Below are 13,364 nucleotides of genomic sequence, written 5' to 3'. Positions count from 1 at the left end.
TTACGGGGCATTTTTTTTGGCAATGCAAGCGCATCAGGCCGAGGTTTCCACCCGGTTGGCGTCCAGCACGGTCATGGCCGTCATGTTGATGATGCGGCGCACGGTCGAGCTGGAGGTCAGGATGTGCACCGGCGCATTCGCGCCCAACAGGAACGGACCCACCGCCACGTTGCCGCCGGCCGCCGTCTTGAGCAGGTTGTAGGCGATGTTGCCAGCGTCCACGTTCGGGCACACCAGCAGGTTCGCTTCGCCCTTCAAGGTGGACGACGGCAGGATGCGCATGCGCAACGCTTCGTCCAGTGCGCAGTCGCCGTGCATTTCGCCATCGACCTCAAGCTCGGGTGCCTGTTCGCGCACGATTTCCAGGGCGCGGCGCATCTTGGCGCCCGAAGCCGAGCTGCCCGACCCGAAGTTCGACCGCGACAGCAGCGCCACCTTCGGCGCCAGGTTCATGCGAGCCATTTCCTGCGCCGCCATCACCGTGAATTCGGCGATCTGCTCTGCCGTGGGCTCGTCGTTCACATGCGTGTCCACCAGCACCACCGTGCGCTCGTTGAGCAGCAGGATGTTCATGGCGGCGTACACGTTGTGGCCCGGACGGCGGCCGATCACCTCGTCCACGAAACGCAGGTGGTCGTGATAGGCGCCGACCGTGCCGCAGACCATGCCGTCGGCGTCGCCCAGGTGCACCATCATCGCGCCGATCAAGGTCAGGCGGCGGCGCATTTCCACGCGCGCCATTTCCTTGGTGATGCCACGGCGGCACATCAATTCCCAGTACGTGGTCCAGTACTGGTGGAAGCGTTCGTCGTATTCCGGGTTGGTCACTTCGACGTCTTCGCCCAAACGCAGGCGCAGGCCGAATTTCTCGATGCGCGACAGCAACACGGCGGGACGGCCCACCAGGATGGGACGCGCCAGGCCTTCGTCGACGATCACCTGCACGGCGCGCAGCACGCGTTCGTCTTCGCCTTCCGTGAACACGATGCGCGACTTGCCGCCGCCACGCACGATGCGCTTGGCCGCCGAGAACAGCGGCTTCATGAACGCGCCCGAGTGGTACACGAACTGCTGCAGCTGCTCTTCGTAGGCTTCCAGGTCGGCCAGCGGGCGCGTGGCCACGCCGCCGTCCATCGCCGCCTTGGCCACAGCCGGCGCGATGCGCACGATCAGACGCGGATCGAACGGCTTGGGGATCAGGTATTCAGGCCCGAACGAGATGTCGTAGGTGCCGTAAGCGGCGGCCACGACTTCGTTTTGCTCTTCTTCGGCCAATTCGGCGATGGCGTACACCGCCGCCATTTCCATTTCACGCGTGATGGTGGTCGCGCCCACATCCAGCGCGCCGCGGAAGATGTACGGGAAGCACAGCACATTGTTGACCTGGTTCGGGTAATCCGAACGGCCCGTCGCCATGACCACGTCGTCGCGCACGCCGTGCGCCACTTCCGGCAGGATTTCCGGCGTGGGATTGGCCAGCGCCAGGATCAGCGGGCGCGGGCCCATCGTCGCGACCATTTCAGGCTTGAGCACGCCACCCGCCGACAGGCCCAGGAATACGTCGGCGTCCTGGATCACTTCGGCCAGCTTGCGGGCTTCCGTCTTTTGCGCGAAACGCTCCTTGTCCGGGTCCATCAGCACGGTGCGGCCTTCGAAGACCACGCCTTCCAGGTCCGTCACCCAGATGTTTTCCAGCGGCAGGCCCAGGTCCACCATCAGGTCCAGGCAGGCCAGCGCGGCAGCGCCGGCGCCGGAAGTCACAACCTTGACCGACTTGATGTCCTTGCCCACGACCTTCAGGCCGTTGATGAAGGCGGCCGAAACCGTGATGGCCGTGCCGTGCTGGTCGTCGTGGAAGACGGGAATCTTCATGCGTTCACGGAGCTTGCGCTCGACGGTGAAGCATTCCGGGGCCTTGATGTCTTCCAGGTTGATGCCGCCGAAGGTGGCTTCCAGGCCGGCGATGATCTCGACCAGCTTGTCCGGGTCGGTTTCGTTGATTTCGATGTCGAAGACATCCAGGCCGGCGAATTTCTTGAACAGCACCGCCTTGCCTTCCATGACCGGCTTGGAAGCCAGCGCACCGATGTTGCCCAGGCCCAGCACCGCGGTGCCGTTGGAGATCACGCCGACCAGGTTGCCGCGGGCGGTGTAACGGTAGACATTGGCCGGGTCGGCCACGATCTCTTCACACGCCGCCGCCACGCCCGGCGAGTACGCCAGTGCCAGGTCGCGCTGGTTGACGAGCGGCTTGGACGCCACCACAGAAATCTTTCCCGGGGTGGGGAACTCGTGATAGTCCAGGGCTGCCTGGCGGTCGGAAGGGTTGTTCATGGGGCTGTAGCCTCGCTGTCTTGAATATGCAAAAATTCTAGGCCCCAAGACATAAGACGATCATTCGGATTTAATATTGTCCCATTACCTTTACCTTATGGCCTGTCTATGACAGCCTTTGACCCGGATGCCGTCATCCGGAAACTGACCTCGCGGCTGAAGATGCGCCATCTGATGCTGCTGCTGCAGATCGAGCAGCACGGGTCGCTGACCCGGGTGGCCGAACACATGGCCACCAGCCAGCCGGCGGTGACGAACGCCCTCGCCGAACTGGAAAGCATGTTCGACGTGCCGCTCTTTGACCGGTCGGTTCGGGGCATGACGCCCACCGCGCTGGGCGCCGTGGTGTTGACGCGCGCCCGGGGGCTGGTCCATGACCTGGGCCATCTGGTGCAGGAAATGGAGGCTGTGGCGGCCGGGCACGCCGCCCACCTGCAGATCGGGGTCATCCCGTTCGTGTCGGGGCAGATGTTGTCGGCCGCCATCAGCCGCACCCTGCCGCAAGGCCGTCGGATCACCGCCACCATCCACGAAGGGCAGGGCCCCGCCCTGCTGCGCCAACTGCGCGACCACACCCTGGACATCGTGGTGGGTTGGGCCACGCCGTCGGTCGACCTGAGCAATATCGATTTTGAAGTGCTGTACCACCAGCAACCGCGCCTGATCGCCAGCCGCCGCCTGGCCGCAAGGCTGGGCCGGTCGCGGCTGGAGTGGAACCGGCTGGCCGACCTGGACTGGATCCTGGGCACCCCCGGCAGCCCCATCCGGGAACAGGTGGCCGACATTTTCCTGCGCGCCGGCCTGCCGCCGCCGCCCCCGTCGGTGCAAAGCGATTCCTCCAAGCTGATCGGAGAAATGATCGTGGCAAGCGACCGCGCCGTATCCATCCTGCCCGCCGACATCGCGGACGAACTGGTGCGCATCGCTGGCGCGGCCATCGTGCCCTACTCCTTCGACTGGACGCTGCCGCCGATCTCGCTGTTCACGCGGGCGGACGGATTGCGCCGCAACGTAGACGCCTTGTTCGCCTCCGCGTTGCGCGAGGTCTATACCAAGGGCGCGCGGCCCGGCGCCTGAACCTGGCCGCGCGTGCGTCGGAATGCCAAGAAATGTAAAGGCCGCGCCCGCGCCGTGGCCGCGCCTCCTATACTTGCGGCGCCAAGCAACACGCAGGAGGGCACGCCGTTTGTTCACCATCTCGCCACCCCACGCGAGCCGTCGCGCGCTTGCCCTGATTGCCCTTGCGGCGCTGGCCATGTTGTCCGGCTGCAGCTCGCTGCTTAGCGAAGGCACCGGCGCCGCGGCCGGTATCGCCGGCACCGCCATCGCCAACAAAGTTACCGACAACGCCACCGTCGCCACCGGCATCGGCCTGGGCGTGCAGGCCGGCGCCAAGGCCGCGCTGGCCTATGCCCAGCGCAAGACCCGGGGCGAAGAACAAGACGCCATTGCCACCGCTGCCGGCCCGCTCGACGTGGGCGCCGTGGCGCCGTGGCGCGTGAAGCACCAGTTGCCCATCGAAAGCGACGCCCAAGGGCAGGTCGCCGTCAGCCGCGCCTTCGGTGGCGCGGGCCTGGAATGCAAAGAAGTGGTCTTCTCGATCGATACGCCTGCCAGCAAGGCCGGCGACGAACCGCTGCGCGAATTCTTCGTCACGACGGTCTGCCGCGACGGCGCGCATTGGCGCTGGGCGAATGCCGAACCGGCCACCGCGCGCTGGGGATCGTTGCAGTGATGCGCCGCGCATGCCTGCTGGCGCTGGCGGCGGCCCTGGGCCTGAGCGGCTGCCAAAGCTCCTCCATCGGCGGGGCGACGGGCGCCGTGGTCGGTACCGTCAGCGGCGCGGCCACGGCAAATCCGGTGGCCGGTTACGCCATCGGCGTCACGGTGCAGGCCGCGGTCGACGCCACCGTGAAATACGTGCTGCGCGAATGGAAGAACGACCAGCAGAACGTCATGGCCAACGCGGCAGGCGAATTGCCCATCGGCCAGGTGCGGCAATGGCAGATCCGCCACGCGTTGCCCGTCGGCAACGAACGCGGCGGCATCCAGGTGGTACGCGATATCGATACCCCCCTGGCGCGCTGCCGCGAGGTGCTGTTCACGGTAGAGCAGGACGACGCGCCCGCTCCCGCCTACACCAGCACGATCTGCCGGCACCCCGGCGGGCAATGGAAGTGGGCGGCGGCCGAGCCCTCGGTGGCGCGCTGGAACGGGCTGCAATAGGCCTACGGGGAAAAGGCAGCCAGGCATTCCGTTGCAGCGCGTTGAGGGGTTTTCGGCTACGCTGCAATCATCACGGCATTGGCCGGCAAGGGAATGAAAGACATGAAGAAGATGCTTACCTTGAGCGCCGCACTCACGGCGCTGGCTCTCGCGGCGCCCTTCGCCGCGGCACAGTCTGCCCAGGGCAATATCCGCCTGTCGCCCGCGCAGATGCAGCGTTTGGATACCGACAAGAACGGCGTCGTCAGCCAAAGCGAATATCAGGCCTTCATGGAAGAATCGTTCGCCAAGCTGGACACCAATGGCGACGGTTACCTGAGCAAGAGCGAGTTGCCGAAGGACCTGACCGCGGAACACTTCGCCGCCATGGACACCAACAAGGACGGCAAAATCAGCCGCGCCGAGTTCATCCAGCAGGTCATGAAGGAATACAAGGGCTAAGCCCTTGCGATCGGCCCGCTGATGCAGCCAGGCCAATTCATCATGCCGCGCAGCGCGCTCCCCGGCGTGCAGGCCGTGGCTGCGTGCAGCGGGCATGCCTTTTCGCGCCACACGCATGACCAGTTCGGCATCGGCGTGATCCGCGCGGGCGCGCAGGTCTCGCATAGCGGACGCGGCCGGGTAGAGGCCGGCCCCGGCCACGTCATTACCGTCAATCCGGGCGAAGTCCATGACGGCGCCCCCATCGGCGACGCCATGCGCGCCTGGCAGATGCTGTATCTGGACCCTGGCGTGATTGCGCGCAACGCGGCCGAGCTGGTCGCTGACGAAAGCCGCTACGAATTCGAACATCCCGCGCAGGACAAGCCAGGCCTGGCGCGCGACGTGCTGGCGCTTTATGCCCACGTCACGGACAAGGCGCCCGACGCGTTGGCGTGCGACACCCTGCTATTGCGCATCGTGGCCGCCGCGCACAGCCCCTATGCGCCGCAGGCGTCCTCCCGCGCGATCCCTGCCGCGATACGCCACGCCCGCGCCCTGATCGACGACGACCCGGCCGCCGCGCTGTCGCTGGCCGACCTGGCGGCGGTCAGCGGCCTGAGCCGCTATCAAGTGCTGCGCGCCTTTGCAGGCGCCACGGGCTTGACGCCCCACGCCTATCAGATGCAACGCCGCTTGCTGCTCGCGCGCCGGCTGATCCGCGAAGGCAAACCGCTGGCGGACGCAGCCGCGGCGGGCGGCTTTGCCGACCAGAGCCACATGACCCGCCTCTTCGTGCGCACCTACGGCGTATCGCCCCGGCGGTACGCGCTGGCGGCGCGCTGACCCGCCTCCCTTCCTTTCCCGCCCTGCAATTTCGTTCAAGACCCGCGGCCCGCCCGCGCCCTACGCTGCGCCTTTCTTCATACGCGGTAGATGGACATGAGCGGAAAGATGCAGGGGTATTGCTACCTGGCGGCGGCCATGGTGCTGGTGGGCAGCACGGTCGTGGCCAGCAAGGTCATCGGAACCGGGCTGCCGCCCTTCACCGCGACGGCGCTGCGGTTCGCCATCGCGCTTCCTTGCTTTGCACTACTGATGGCCGCGACCGGCGCGCGCCTGCCGCGCCTGGGCCGGCGCGACTGGGCTTTGTTGGCGGCGCAGGCCATCGCCGGCAGCGTGGGCTACACCACGCTATTGATCGCCGGGCTGCAGCGCACGTCCGCGGTGGACGGCGGCGTCATTCTGGGGACCCTGCCGCTCGTCACCGCGGCCATTGCGATCGTGCTGCTGGGCGAACGCCCGGGCAAGGCCATGCTGGCCGCCATCGTCGCCGCGGGCTTCGGCGTCTGGCTGATGACGCGCCATGGCGCTGACGCCAGCGGCGCGCCCTCGTGGATCGGCAATGCGCTGATCCTGGGCGCGGTCCTGTGCGAAGGGCTGTTCATCCTGCTCAACAAGCGGCTGCGCGTGCCCGTGCCGCCGCTTGCGCTATCCACCGTCATGACGGGCTTCGGGCTGGCCTTTTCTGCGCTGGCGAGCGTGGCGGAATCGCCCTGGCAGATCAGCGTGTCCGGCGATGCGTTGGTGGCGGTCGCTTACTACGCGGTGGTGCCCACCGTGGGCGGCTTCCTGCTCTGGTATGCCGGCGCCGCGCGCGTCGATGGGTCCGAAGCTGCGCTCTTCACCGCGTTAGCCCCGGCATCGGCCGTCGCACTGGCGGCTGGCCTGCTGGGCGAATCCCTGACGGGTGCGCAGATTGCGGGGATGGCTTGCGTGCTGGGCGCCGTAGCGCTGCTGGGATGGACAGGCCTCAGGCGGTCCTTGGCCACGCCCACGGGCCGTTAACCGCGGCTGAACGCCAGCGCGAATTCATCGGAAAAGATATCGGCCAGCGCATGCCGCAAGGCGGCCGCGCGCTCTGCGCCATAGGCGGCTTCGAACCGGTTCTGCGCGTCTTTCCACAGGCGTTTGGATTCCGCCAGCTTGGCGCGGCCCGCATCCGTCAGCGCCACGCGGCGGCTGCGGCCATCGCGTTCGTCGCGCGCCATCTGCACGTAGCCGTCCCGTTCCAGTGGTTTCAGGTTGTGCGCCAGCGCGGAACGGTCCAACACCATGGCGCGCGCCAAGTCAGTCATCGACGGCGTGCCGGCGCGCGCGATGTGGATCAGGATGGAATGCTGCGAGACTTTCAGGCCGCAGGGCGCCAGCACCGTGTCATACAACTGCGACACGCGCCGGGTCGCTTTGCGCAGCGCGGCGCCGTTGCAGACCAGGGGATCCGGAACGATGGCGGGGACGGAAGAATCGGCGGCGGACATGGCGGCGGGGACGGCAAGTTGGGAAGGGCAAGGCCATTACGCTACTGCCGGGCCAGGCTCGCGTCCAGCCCAATCTTGACAGGTATTGGCATATGCACGTAAATTTTACCGCATCCTGTTCCGGCCAACCTCCATGTCAGCGACACCTCCGCCACGCCCTGCCAATGCGCGCTTGCAGGCCATGCTTGAAGCGCCCATCGCCCCCACGCTGGCACGCCTGGCCTGGCCCAATATCCTGATGATGTCGGCGCAGTCGGCCACCGGCCTGATCGAGACCTGGTTCCTGGCGCGGCTGGGCACCTCGGTGCTGGCGGGCGTGGCGCTGGTGGTGCCCGTGCTGTTCCTGATGGGCAATATGTCCCAGGGTGCAATGGGCGGCGGCATCTCCGCCGCCGTGGCACGCGCGTTGGGCGGGGGCCGCCAGCAAGAGGCCGATCAGCTGGTGTTGCATGCCGTCGTGCTGAATGCGCTGCTGGGGCTGCTCTTCTGCGTGCTGCTGCTGGCCTTCGGACCGCAGCTGTATGGCGCGCTGGGCGCCGAAGGCGAAGCGCTGGAGGCCGCCCTGGCCTACTCCAACGTCATCTTCGGCGGCATCGTCCTGATGTGGTTGATGAACGCGTTCGCCAGCGTGATCCGGGGCACCGGCAACATGCTGGTGCCGGGCGCCGTAATCTGCGGCGGCGCCTTGCTGCTGATCCCCTTGTCGCCGTGCCTGATCTTCGGATGGGGGCCGTTCCCCGCACTGGGCGTGGCAGGCGGCGGCTGGGCGCTCGTCATCTATTACGGCGTGGGCGCGCTGATCCTGGGCGCCTATTGCGCCAGCGGGCGCAACCCTGCGCGGCTGGTCGCCAGCCGGCTGCATCTGAACCTGATGCGCAGCATCCTCAGCGTGGGCGCGCTGGCCACGCTGAACCCCTTGCTGACCAACGCGCTGGTGGCGCTGACGGCGGCGCTGGTCGGCGCGTATGCCGGCACCGCCGCCGTGGCCGGCTACGGCATCGCCGTGCGGCTGGAGTATCTGCTGATTCCGATCGCCTTCGGGCTGGGCGCCCCCATGGTCGCGATGGTGGCGTCCAACATCGGCGCGGGGCAGCCTGAACGCGCCATGCGGATCGCCCTGACCGGCGGCGCGATGGCCTTCGTGCTGGCCGAAGCCATCGGACTGGCCGCAGCATGCTTTCCCGAGGCCTGGCTGCGCCTCTTCGGCGCCGAAGACCACATGCTGCAGGCCGGCTCGGACTATTTGCGCATGGTCGGTCCGGTCTACGGGTTCTTTGCCCTGGGGTTCTCGATGTACTTCGCCTCGCAAGGCGCGGGCCGGCTGAAGTGGCCGCTGATCGCCGGCTGCCTGCGCCTGCTGGTGGCTGTGGGCGCGGGTGGTGTCGTCCTGCACCTGACCGGTTCACTGACCCTGTTTTTCCTGACGGCCGCCGTGGCGATGTGCCTGTACGGCCTGATCATCCTGAGCGCGGTCGCGTCGGGGTCCTGGTTCGACCGGGGCCATCTGCGCAGACCTCAGCCGCTGGCGCGTCCGTAGTGCGGGGCGCGTCGCGCAGCGCGTAGGCGACCAGTTCGGCGGCGTAGGCCGGCAAGGCGTCGCGCACGCACAGCACCAGGTCGCGCGTGGCCCAGTCATCGGCCAGCGCAACGCGCGCGACGCCCGCGGCGCGGCCGTAGCGCACCGCGGCCACGCGCGGCACGATGGCGATGCCCACGCCCTGCCCCACCATCCGGCATACCGCGTCGAAGCTGCGCAGGCGCACGCGGTACGACAGCACTTTTCCGCCGCGCCGCGCATGGTGCGCGATGTGCTCCTGCAAGGCGCTGCCTTCCACCAGGCCCACGAACTCCTCGTCCGCCACCTCGGCCAGCATGACGGCCGGACGGCCGGCCAGCGCATGGCCGCGCGGCACGATCAGCGTCAGCGGATCATGGCGGAAGGTAAGCGTATGCAGGCCATGCAGGTCCGTCGAATCCGCCAGCACGCCGATATCGCAGGTGCCCGCGCGCAGCGCATCGGCGATCTCGTGGCTGAGCCTTTCCTCCAGGTCCACCGATACGCGGGGATGGTCCTTCAGGAAATCGCCCAGCACCGACGGCAGGTATTCGCTAAGCGCCGTGGTGTTGCACAGCACACGCACGTGCCCCTTCAGCCCTTGACCATAGTGGTCAAGCTCGCCGCGCATGCGATCCATCTGGGCCAGGACCACGCGCGCATGATGCGCCAGCGTCCGGCCCGCCGGCGTGGGTTCAACGCCGCGATGTTCGCGCAGCAGCAAGGGCACCCCCAAGGTGTCTTCCATGCCGCGGATGCGTTCGCTGGCGGAAGCCAGCGTCATGTGCGAACGCTTGGCGCCCGCCGTGATGGAGCCGGTTTCCTGCACGTTCAGGAAAAGCCGAAGGTCGGTCAGGTCGAATCGCATCAGGCCAGCGTAGCACGCGTGCCTCAGGCCAGACCATAGGCAGGGTATGCCACTTCCCGATACCGGCTCGAGGGATTGGCGGCGCAGAATAAGGCATGCCCCCGGGGCTCCCCTGACAACTCTCCGGAATCAGATCATGAAACCCCTGAATCCATGTGCCCGCCGCGCGCGATGGCCAAGCCTGGCACTGCTGTGCCTGGTCTTGCAAACCTCAGGCAGCGCCATAGCCCAGCCTGGCCTCAGCGACTACACCACGCCCGCGCAGAAGTATGCCTTGGCGCTGGAAGCCCAGACCGAAGGCGACGTGCCTGCCATGCTGGCATGGCTGCGTGCCGCCGCGCACGACGGCCACGCCCCCGCGCAACGGCTGCTGGGCGTGGCGTTGATCGGGGGACCCGCCTTGTATGGCCCGGCCATGCCTACCGATCTGTGCGAAGCCCGGCAATGGTTGTTGCGCGCGGCGCGCCAGGAGGGCCCGGGCGCCGGGGACGTGGCCTACGCGCTCTTCAGCCGGCCCCGGCCCGCCCAGCTTTCCCAATGCGAGCGCCTGTGAACCCGCTGGACCTGTTCCCCGGCGGCACGCCGGCGCTGCTTGCCGTGACGGTCGCCGTGTTCGTCCTGGCCGGCGTCGTCAAAGGCGTGGTGGGCCTGGGCCTGCCTACCATTTCCATGGCGATGCTGGCCCTGGTCATGGCGCCGGCGCAAGCCGCCGCGTTGTTGATCGTGCCCTCGCTCATCACCAATCTTTGGCAGGCGCGGCCCTGGCCCACGCTCTTTTTGACGCTGCGGCGGATCGGCGCCCTGCAAGTGGGCGTCTGCGTCGGCACGATCGCAGGCGCACTGTGGCTGGGCGCGCCCAGCGGTCATTGGGCGAGCGTCTGCCTGGGCTTGGCGCTGATCGCCTATGCGGCCTGGGGCCTGTTCGGCTCGCCGCCCAGCGTGCCGCGCAGGCACGAACAGATGTTGGGCGCGGTGGTCGGCGTCGTCACCGGCGTGATCACCGCGGCGACAGGCGTGTTCGTGATCCCGGCCGTGCCCTACCTGCAAGCGCTGAATCTGGGCAAGGATGGCCTGATCCAGGCCATGGGCATTTCATTTACGGTGTCGACGGTGGCCCTCGCGGCAGGCCTTGCGTTAAACGGCGGCTACAGTTCCGGCGCGGCCGGGGCATCCGTGCTGATGCTGCTGCCCGCGCTGATCGGCATGGCGCTGGGCCAATGGCTGCGCAACCGCCTTTCCGCGCGCACGTTCAAGCTGTGCTTCATGATCAGCCTGGCGTTGCTGGGCGCGTACCAGGTCGTGCAAGGCTGGACCGCCTGAGCGCGGTCCAGCCCCCTTGGCAGGTCACGCCGCCAGACGCCGCTCGTCGACAAAACCGATCGACACCGACATCTCGCGCCAGCGCGCCAGTTCCTGCTGCACCGACTGGATCTTGCCGCGCGCCTGGTCGAAGGCATCCCGGCCCAGGAACAGATGCAGCGGCGCGTACTGCGCCTGCGCCGCGCTGATCAAGGCCTGGGCCGCCTTGACGGGATCGCCGCCCAGCTCTTGCCGCAAGGGATCGCGCGCCGCCATTTCGGGCGCATCACCGCGATCCGGGTGGGATCCCGCGCGCATTGCGCCCGGGTACACCAGCGACACACGCACGCCCCATGCCGACGCCTCGGCCGCCAACGCCTCGGTCAAACCACTGACCGCGAACTTGGCGGCGCTGTAGGCGCCCCATTGCGCGTAGCCGCCGTCAAAGCCCAGGATCGACGAGATATTGAACACGTGCCCGCTGCGCTGCGTGCGCATGCGCGGCAGCACCGCGCGGATGACGTTCAGCATGCCGAACACGTTGATATCGAACGTGCCGCGCAATGCATCGTCGGACAGGCTGTCCAACGATCCCTGCAACGCGTCGCCCGCGTTGTTCACCACCACATCCACGCCGCCGAACGCGGCCATCGTGGCGTCCACCGCACGGCGCACGTTGCGCTCATCGGCCAGATCCACCGACAAGGGCAGGAACTGCCCTTCCAGCTTGGCCCCCACGGCCTCCAGCAATGCATCGCCATCCCGGGCCGTCGCCGCCACCTTGTGACCCCGGTCCAGCAGCATCTTCACCAGAACCAGGCCCAGGCCCGTCGACGCACCCGTCACCAACCAGATTTTTTCGGTATTCATGCGATTCCCATCCCTTGCTAGCCTGCATGCTTGCAGCCGCCGGCAAGAGGCCGGGCGGCCAGGCCGGGTAAAGCATTCATGACTGATGCTTCGGCCCTGAGCCTGGTAGGGATATTAAGAATCGGGCGTGCTGGCGTACAGGCTCGTTCTTGCGTGAAACCTGCCTATTTCTACGCTGATGCTTTTTGCGCGGCAATGCGCGCGGTCAGCCCAGCGCGCTGCGGTAATGCTCGCTATCGAAGGCAGGCGCGGTGTCCTGCGCCACGGTGGCGGGCGCCGCCACCGGTTCGTCAGCCGTCTGCACGCCGAACAACGAGAGTTCCGCGTTGACCAATGCCAGAAAGAAATTCGCCATGATGACTCCTTGAGTGAAGCGTCCCGGCCGGCGGACTGCGCGCCGGCCTCGGTAAGGACATGTGCGTCATGGTGCGGGCCATGGCGCGTGGCGTCCATTTGCTTTACTCAATGGCGGCGATAAAGGCCGGCGATGCGTCGAGGCGCTCAGCGCCCGAAGCGGCGCCGCTGCCCCGTCTGCCTGACTGCCGCCACCAGCGCCTGCACCGCGGGTTCGGCCGAACGCAGATACGCGTAGAAGCGCGTCATCGGCAGGTCGGGCATGCCGTCATCGCGCGACAGGGCGCGCAAGCCCTCGCGCAACTGGCTGCGCGCAACAGGAGCCACGGCAAATCCCGCCAACGCGGCGGCTAGACAACCCGCCATGCTGCCGCTTTCGAATGCCGGCACCCAGCCTTGCTTCGTCTGCCCCAAGGCCGTGATGGCCGCTTCGCGATACACGCAAGGTTCGGGGAACACGGCCAACGGCACCTGGCGCCCGGGCTTCCACGGCTTGTCTTCCCCCCAGGCCCACACCAGGTCTTCTTCCCACAAGAGCTCGCCATCGTCCTGCACGCGCGCGCACTGCTTGCCGAACACCACATCCAGCTTGCCTCGCGCCTGCTGGCGCAGCAGGTCGGCGGTAACGCCCACCTTCAGTTCGATCGAAGCCTCCGGATGGCCGCGGTGAAACGCCTGCAGCACTTCGGCCAGCCACGCGCCCGCGAAATCCTCCGACGATCCGATGCGCAAGCGGCCCTTCAGGCGCGTGCCGCTCAAGCGGGCGCGCGCCTCGCGCTCCAGATCGACGATGTTGCGCGCGTAGGCGTACAGCGTCTCGCCCGCCGGCGTCACTTCGAAGCTACGCGTCGTGCGGTCCAGCAAGGTGGCGCCCGCCAGCACCTCCAGGCGCTTGATGTGGCCGCTGATGGCCGAGGGCGTCAGGGACAGCGCATCGGCGGCCAACGCGAAGCCGCCGCTGTCCACCACCTCCAGGAACGTGCGCAAGAGCGTCAGGTCCAGCACCACGCCGGCGGACTCGTTAGGAATATCCATCGCCTGCCATCCTTATATTCATGATTTATTGATAATAAGCGCTTATTCATCAAGAATCATGACAAGACCAGCCGCTATCGTG

General features: G+C 67.3%; 15 protein-coding genes. 9 read left to right on the top strand and 6 right to left on the bottom strand.

Going from position 1 to position 13,364, the window contains the following annotated elements:
• Positions 1-33: 33 nt before the first annotated feature.
• A complete protein-coding gene (locus AC27VE_RS16800; RefSeq protein ID WP_427961504.1) occupies positions 34-2,334 on the bottom strand; it encodes an NADP-dependent malic enzyme in 2,301 nt (766 codons plus the stop codon).
• A gap of 108 nt (positions 2,335-2,442) precedes the next feature.
• Between AC27VE_RS16800 and AC27VE_RS16795 the strand changes: the two genes are divergently transcribed.
• The 6 genes from AC27VE_RS16795 (at position 2,443) to AC27VE_RS16770 (ending at position 6,828) form a co-directional block, all read left to right on the top strand.
• On the top strand, positions 2,443-3,411 hold the full coding sequence (locus AC27VE_RS16795; protein ID WP_006222584.1) for a LysR substrate-binding domain-containing protein: 969 nt from the start codon (positions 2,443-2,445) through the stop codon (positions 3,409-3,411).
• 109 nt (positions 3,412-3,520) lie between these two features.
• Positions 3,521-4,069, top strand: a complete 549-nt coding sequence (locus tag AC27VE_RS16790) for a hypothetical protein (RefSeq protein WP_488704480.1) — start codon at positions 3,521-3,523, stop codon at positions 4,067-4,069.
• On the top strand, positions 4,069-4,560 hold the full coding sequence (locus tag AC27VE_RS16785) for a hypothetical protein (RefSeq protein ID WP_488704482.1): 492 nt from the start codon (positions 4,069-4,071) through the stop codon (positions 4,558-4,560). Before AC27VE_RS16790 ends, AC27VE_RS16785 begins: the two co-directional genes overlap by 1 nt.
• Before the next feature lie 102 nt (positions 4,561-4,662).
• Positions 4,663-5,001 carry an EF-hand domain-containing protein gene (locus AC27VE_RS16780; protein ID WP_488704479.1) on the top strand — a complete coding sequence of 113 codons (339 nt, stop codon included), beginning with the start codon at positions 4,663-4,665 and terminating at the stop codon, positions 4,999-5,001.
• A 21-nt stretch (positions 5,002-5,022) separates the two neighbouring features.
• Positions 5,023-5,826, top strand: coding sequence for an AraC family ligand binding domain-containing protein (locus AC27VE_RS16775; protein WP_488704478.1), 804 nt, complete (start codon positions 5,023-5,025; stop codon positions 5,824-5,826).
• Positions 5,827-5,922: 96 nt separating this feature from the next.
• The gene (locus tag AC27VE_RS16770; protein WP_488704477.1) at positions 5,923-6,828 is read left to right on the top strand and encodes a DMT family transporter; all 906 of its coding nucleotides are present in this window, start codon (positions 5,923-5,925) and stop codon (positions 6,826-6,828) included.
• Here the strand turns inward: AC27VE_RS16770 and AC27VE_RS16765 are convergent.
• On the bottom strand, positions 6,825-7,301 hold the full coding sequence (locus tag AC27VE_RS16765; protein WP_006222578.1) for a MarR family winged helix-turn-helix transcriptional regulator: 477 nt from the start codon (positions 7,299-7,301) through the stop codon (positions 6,825-6,827). The genes AC27VE_RS16770 and AC27VE_RS16765 overlap by 4 nt on opposite strands.
• Before the next feature lie 133 nt (positions 7,302-7,434).
• Here AC27VE_RS16765 and AC27VE_RS16760 point away from each other — a divergent pair, with 133 nt between their 5' ends.
• On the top strand, positions 7,435-8,838 hold the full coding sequence (locus AC27VE_RS16760; RefSeq protein ID WP_488704476.1) for an MATE family efflux transporter: 1,404 nt from the start codon (positions 7,435-7,437) through the stop codon (positions 8,836-8,838).
• On the opposite strand, the gene AC27VE_RS16755 is transcribed toward AC27VE_RS16760, so the two are convergent.
• Positions 8,759-9,724 carry a LysR family transcriptional regulator gene (locus AC27VE_RS16755; RefSeq protein ID WP_488704475.1) on the bottom strand — a complete coding sequence of 322 codons (966 nt, stop codon included), beginning with the start codon at positions 9,722-9,724 and terminating at the stop codon, positions 8,759-8,761. The two genes, AC27VE_RS16760 and AC27VE_RS16755, sit on opposite strands and share 80 nt — an antisense overlap.
• Before the next feature lie 136 nt (positions 9,725-9,860).
• Here AC27VE_RS16755 and AC27VE_RS16750 point away from each other — a divergent pair, with 136 nt between their 5' ends.
• Together AC27VE_RS16750 and AC27VE_RS16745 are read left to right on the top strand one after the other, a co-directional pair.
• Positions 9,861-10,277, top strand: a complete 417-nt coding sequence (locus AC27VE_RS16750) for an SEL1-like repeat protein (protein ID WP_315134113.1) — start codon at positions 9,861-9,863, stop codon at positions 10,275-10,277.
• Positions 10,274-11,044, top strand: coding sequence for a sulfite exporter TauE/SafE family protein (locus tag AC27VE_RS16745; protein ID WP_280026540.1), 771 nt, complete (start codon positions 10,274-10,276; stop codon positions 11,042-11,044). Before AC27VE_RS16750 ends, AC27VE_RS16745 begins: the two co-directional genes overlap by 4 nt.
• A gap of 24 nt (positions 11,045-11,068) precedes the next feature.
• Here the strand turns inward: AC27VE_RS16745 and AC27VE_RS16740 are convergent, their stop codons facing one another.
• The 3 genes from AC27VE_RS16740 to AC27VE_RS16730 all read right to left on the bottom strand — a co-directional run bounded on the left by AC27VE_RS16740 (position 11,069) and on the right by AC27VE_RS16730 (position 13,282).
• Positions 11,069-11,893 carry an SDR family oxidoreductase gene (locus tag AC27VE_RS16740; RefSeq protein WP_006222571.1) on the bottom strand — a complete coding sequence of 275 codons (825 nt, stop codon included), beginning with the start codon at positions 11,891-11,893 and terminating at the stop codon, positions 11,069-11,071.
• 205 nt (positions 11,894-12,098) lie between these two features.
• Positions 12,099-12,248, bottom strand: a complete 150-nt coding sequence (locus AC27VE_RS16735) for a hypothetical protein (protein WP_488704474.1) — start codon at positions 12,246-12,248, stop codon at positions 12,099-12,101.
• A 146-nt stretch (positions 12,249-12,394) separates the two neighbouring features.
• Complete coding sequence (locus tag AC27VE_RS16730) at positions 12,395-13,282, bottom strand: LysR family transcriptional regulator (RefSeq protein ID WP_088589508.1); 888 nt, start codon at positions 13,280-13,282, stop codon at positions 12,395-12,397.
• Between the last annotated feature and the right edge of the window lie 82 nt (positions 13,283-13,364).

This window comes from Achromobacter sp. 18P8.1.1, assembly GCF_057799415.1.
The sequence above is the reverse complement of the archived record's forward strand: the minus strand, read 5'-3'. Positions and strand labels throughout refer to the sequence as shown.

Excerpts from the sequence above, each read along its gene's own strand:
- AC27VE_RS16750 (WP_315134113.1), top strand. The coding sequence starts at position 9,861 with ATGAAACCCCTGAATCCATGTGCCCGCCGCGCGCGATGGCCAAGCCTG.
- AC27VE_RS16775 (WP_488704478.1), top strand. The coding sequence starts at position 5,023 with ATGCAGCCAGGCCAATTCATCATGCCGCGCAGCGCGCTCCCCGGCGTG.
- AC27VE_RS16755 (WP_488704475.1), bottom strand. The coding sequence starts at position 9,724 with ATGCGATTCGACCTGACCGACCTTCGGCTTTTCCTGAACGTGCAGGAA.
- AC27VE_RS16800 (WP_427961504.1), bottom strand. The coding sequence starts at position 2,334 with ATGAACAACCCTTCCGACCGCCAGGCAGCCCTGGACTATCACGAGTTC.
- AC27VE_RS16765 (WP_006222578.1), bottom strand. The coding sequence starts at position 7,301 with ATGTCCGCCGCCGATTCTTCCGTCCCCGCCATCGTTCCGGATCCCCTG.
- AC27VE_RS16760 (WP_488704476.1), top strand. The coding sequence starts at position 7,435 with ATGTCAGCGACACCTCCGCCACGCCCTGCCAATGCGCGCTTGCAGGCC.
- AC27VE_RS16780 (WP_488704479.1), top strand. The coding sequence starts at position 4,663 with ATGAAGAAGATGCTTACCTTGAGCGCCGCACTCACGGCGCTGGCTCTC.
- AC27VE_RS16735 (WP_488704474.1), bottom strand. The coding sequence starts at position 12,248 with ATGGCGAATTTCTTTCTGGCATTGGTCAACGCGGAACTCTCGTTGTTC.
- AC27VE_RS16730 (WP_088589508.1), bottom strand. The coding sequence starts at position 13,282 with ATGGATATTCCTAACGAGTCCGCCGGCGTGGTGCTGGACCTGACGCTC.
- AC27VE_RS16770 (WP_488704477.1), top strand. The coding sequence starts at position 5,923 with ATGAGCGGAAAGATGCAGGGGTATTGCTACCTGGCGGCGGCCATGGTG.
- AC27VE_RS16740 (WP_006222571.1), bottom strand. The coding sequence starts at position 11,893 with ATGAATACCGAAAAAATCTGGTTGGTGACGGGTGCGTCGACGGGCCTG.
- AC27VE_RS16785 (WP_488704482.1), top strand. The coding sequence starts at position 4,069 with ATGCGCCGCGCATGCCTGCTGGCGCTGGCGGCGGCCCTGGGCCTGAGC.
- AC27VE_RS16795 (WP_006222584.1), top strand. The coding sequence starts at position 2,443 with ATGACAGCCTTTGACCCGGATGCCGTCATCCGGAAACTGACCTCGCGG.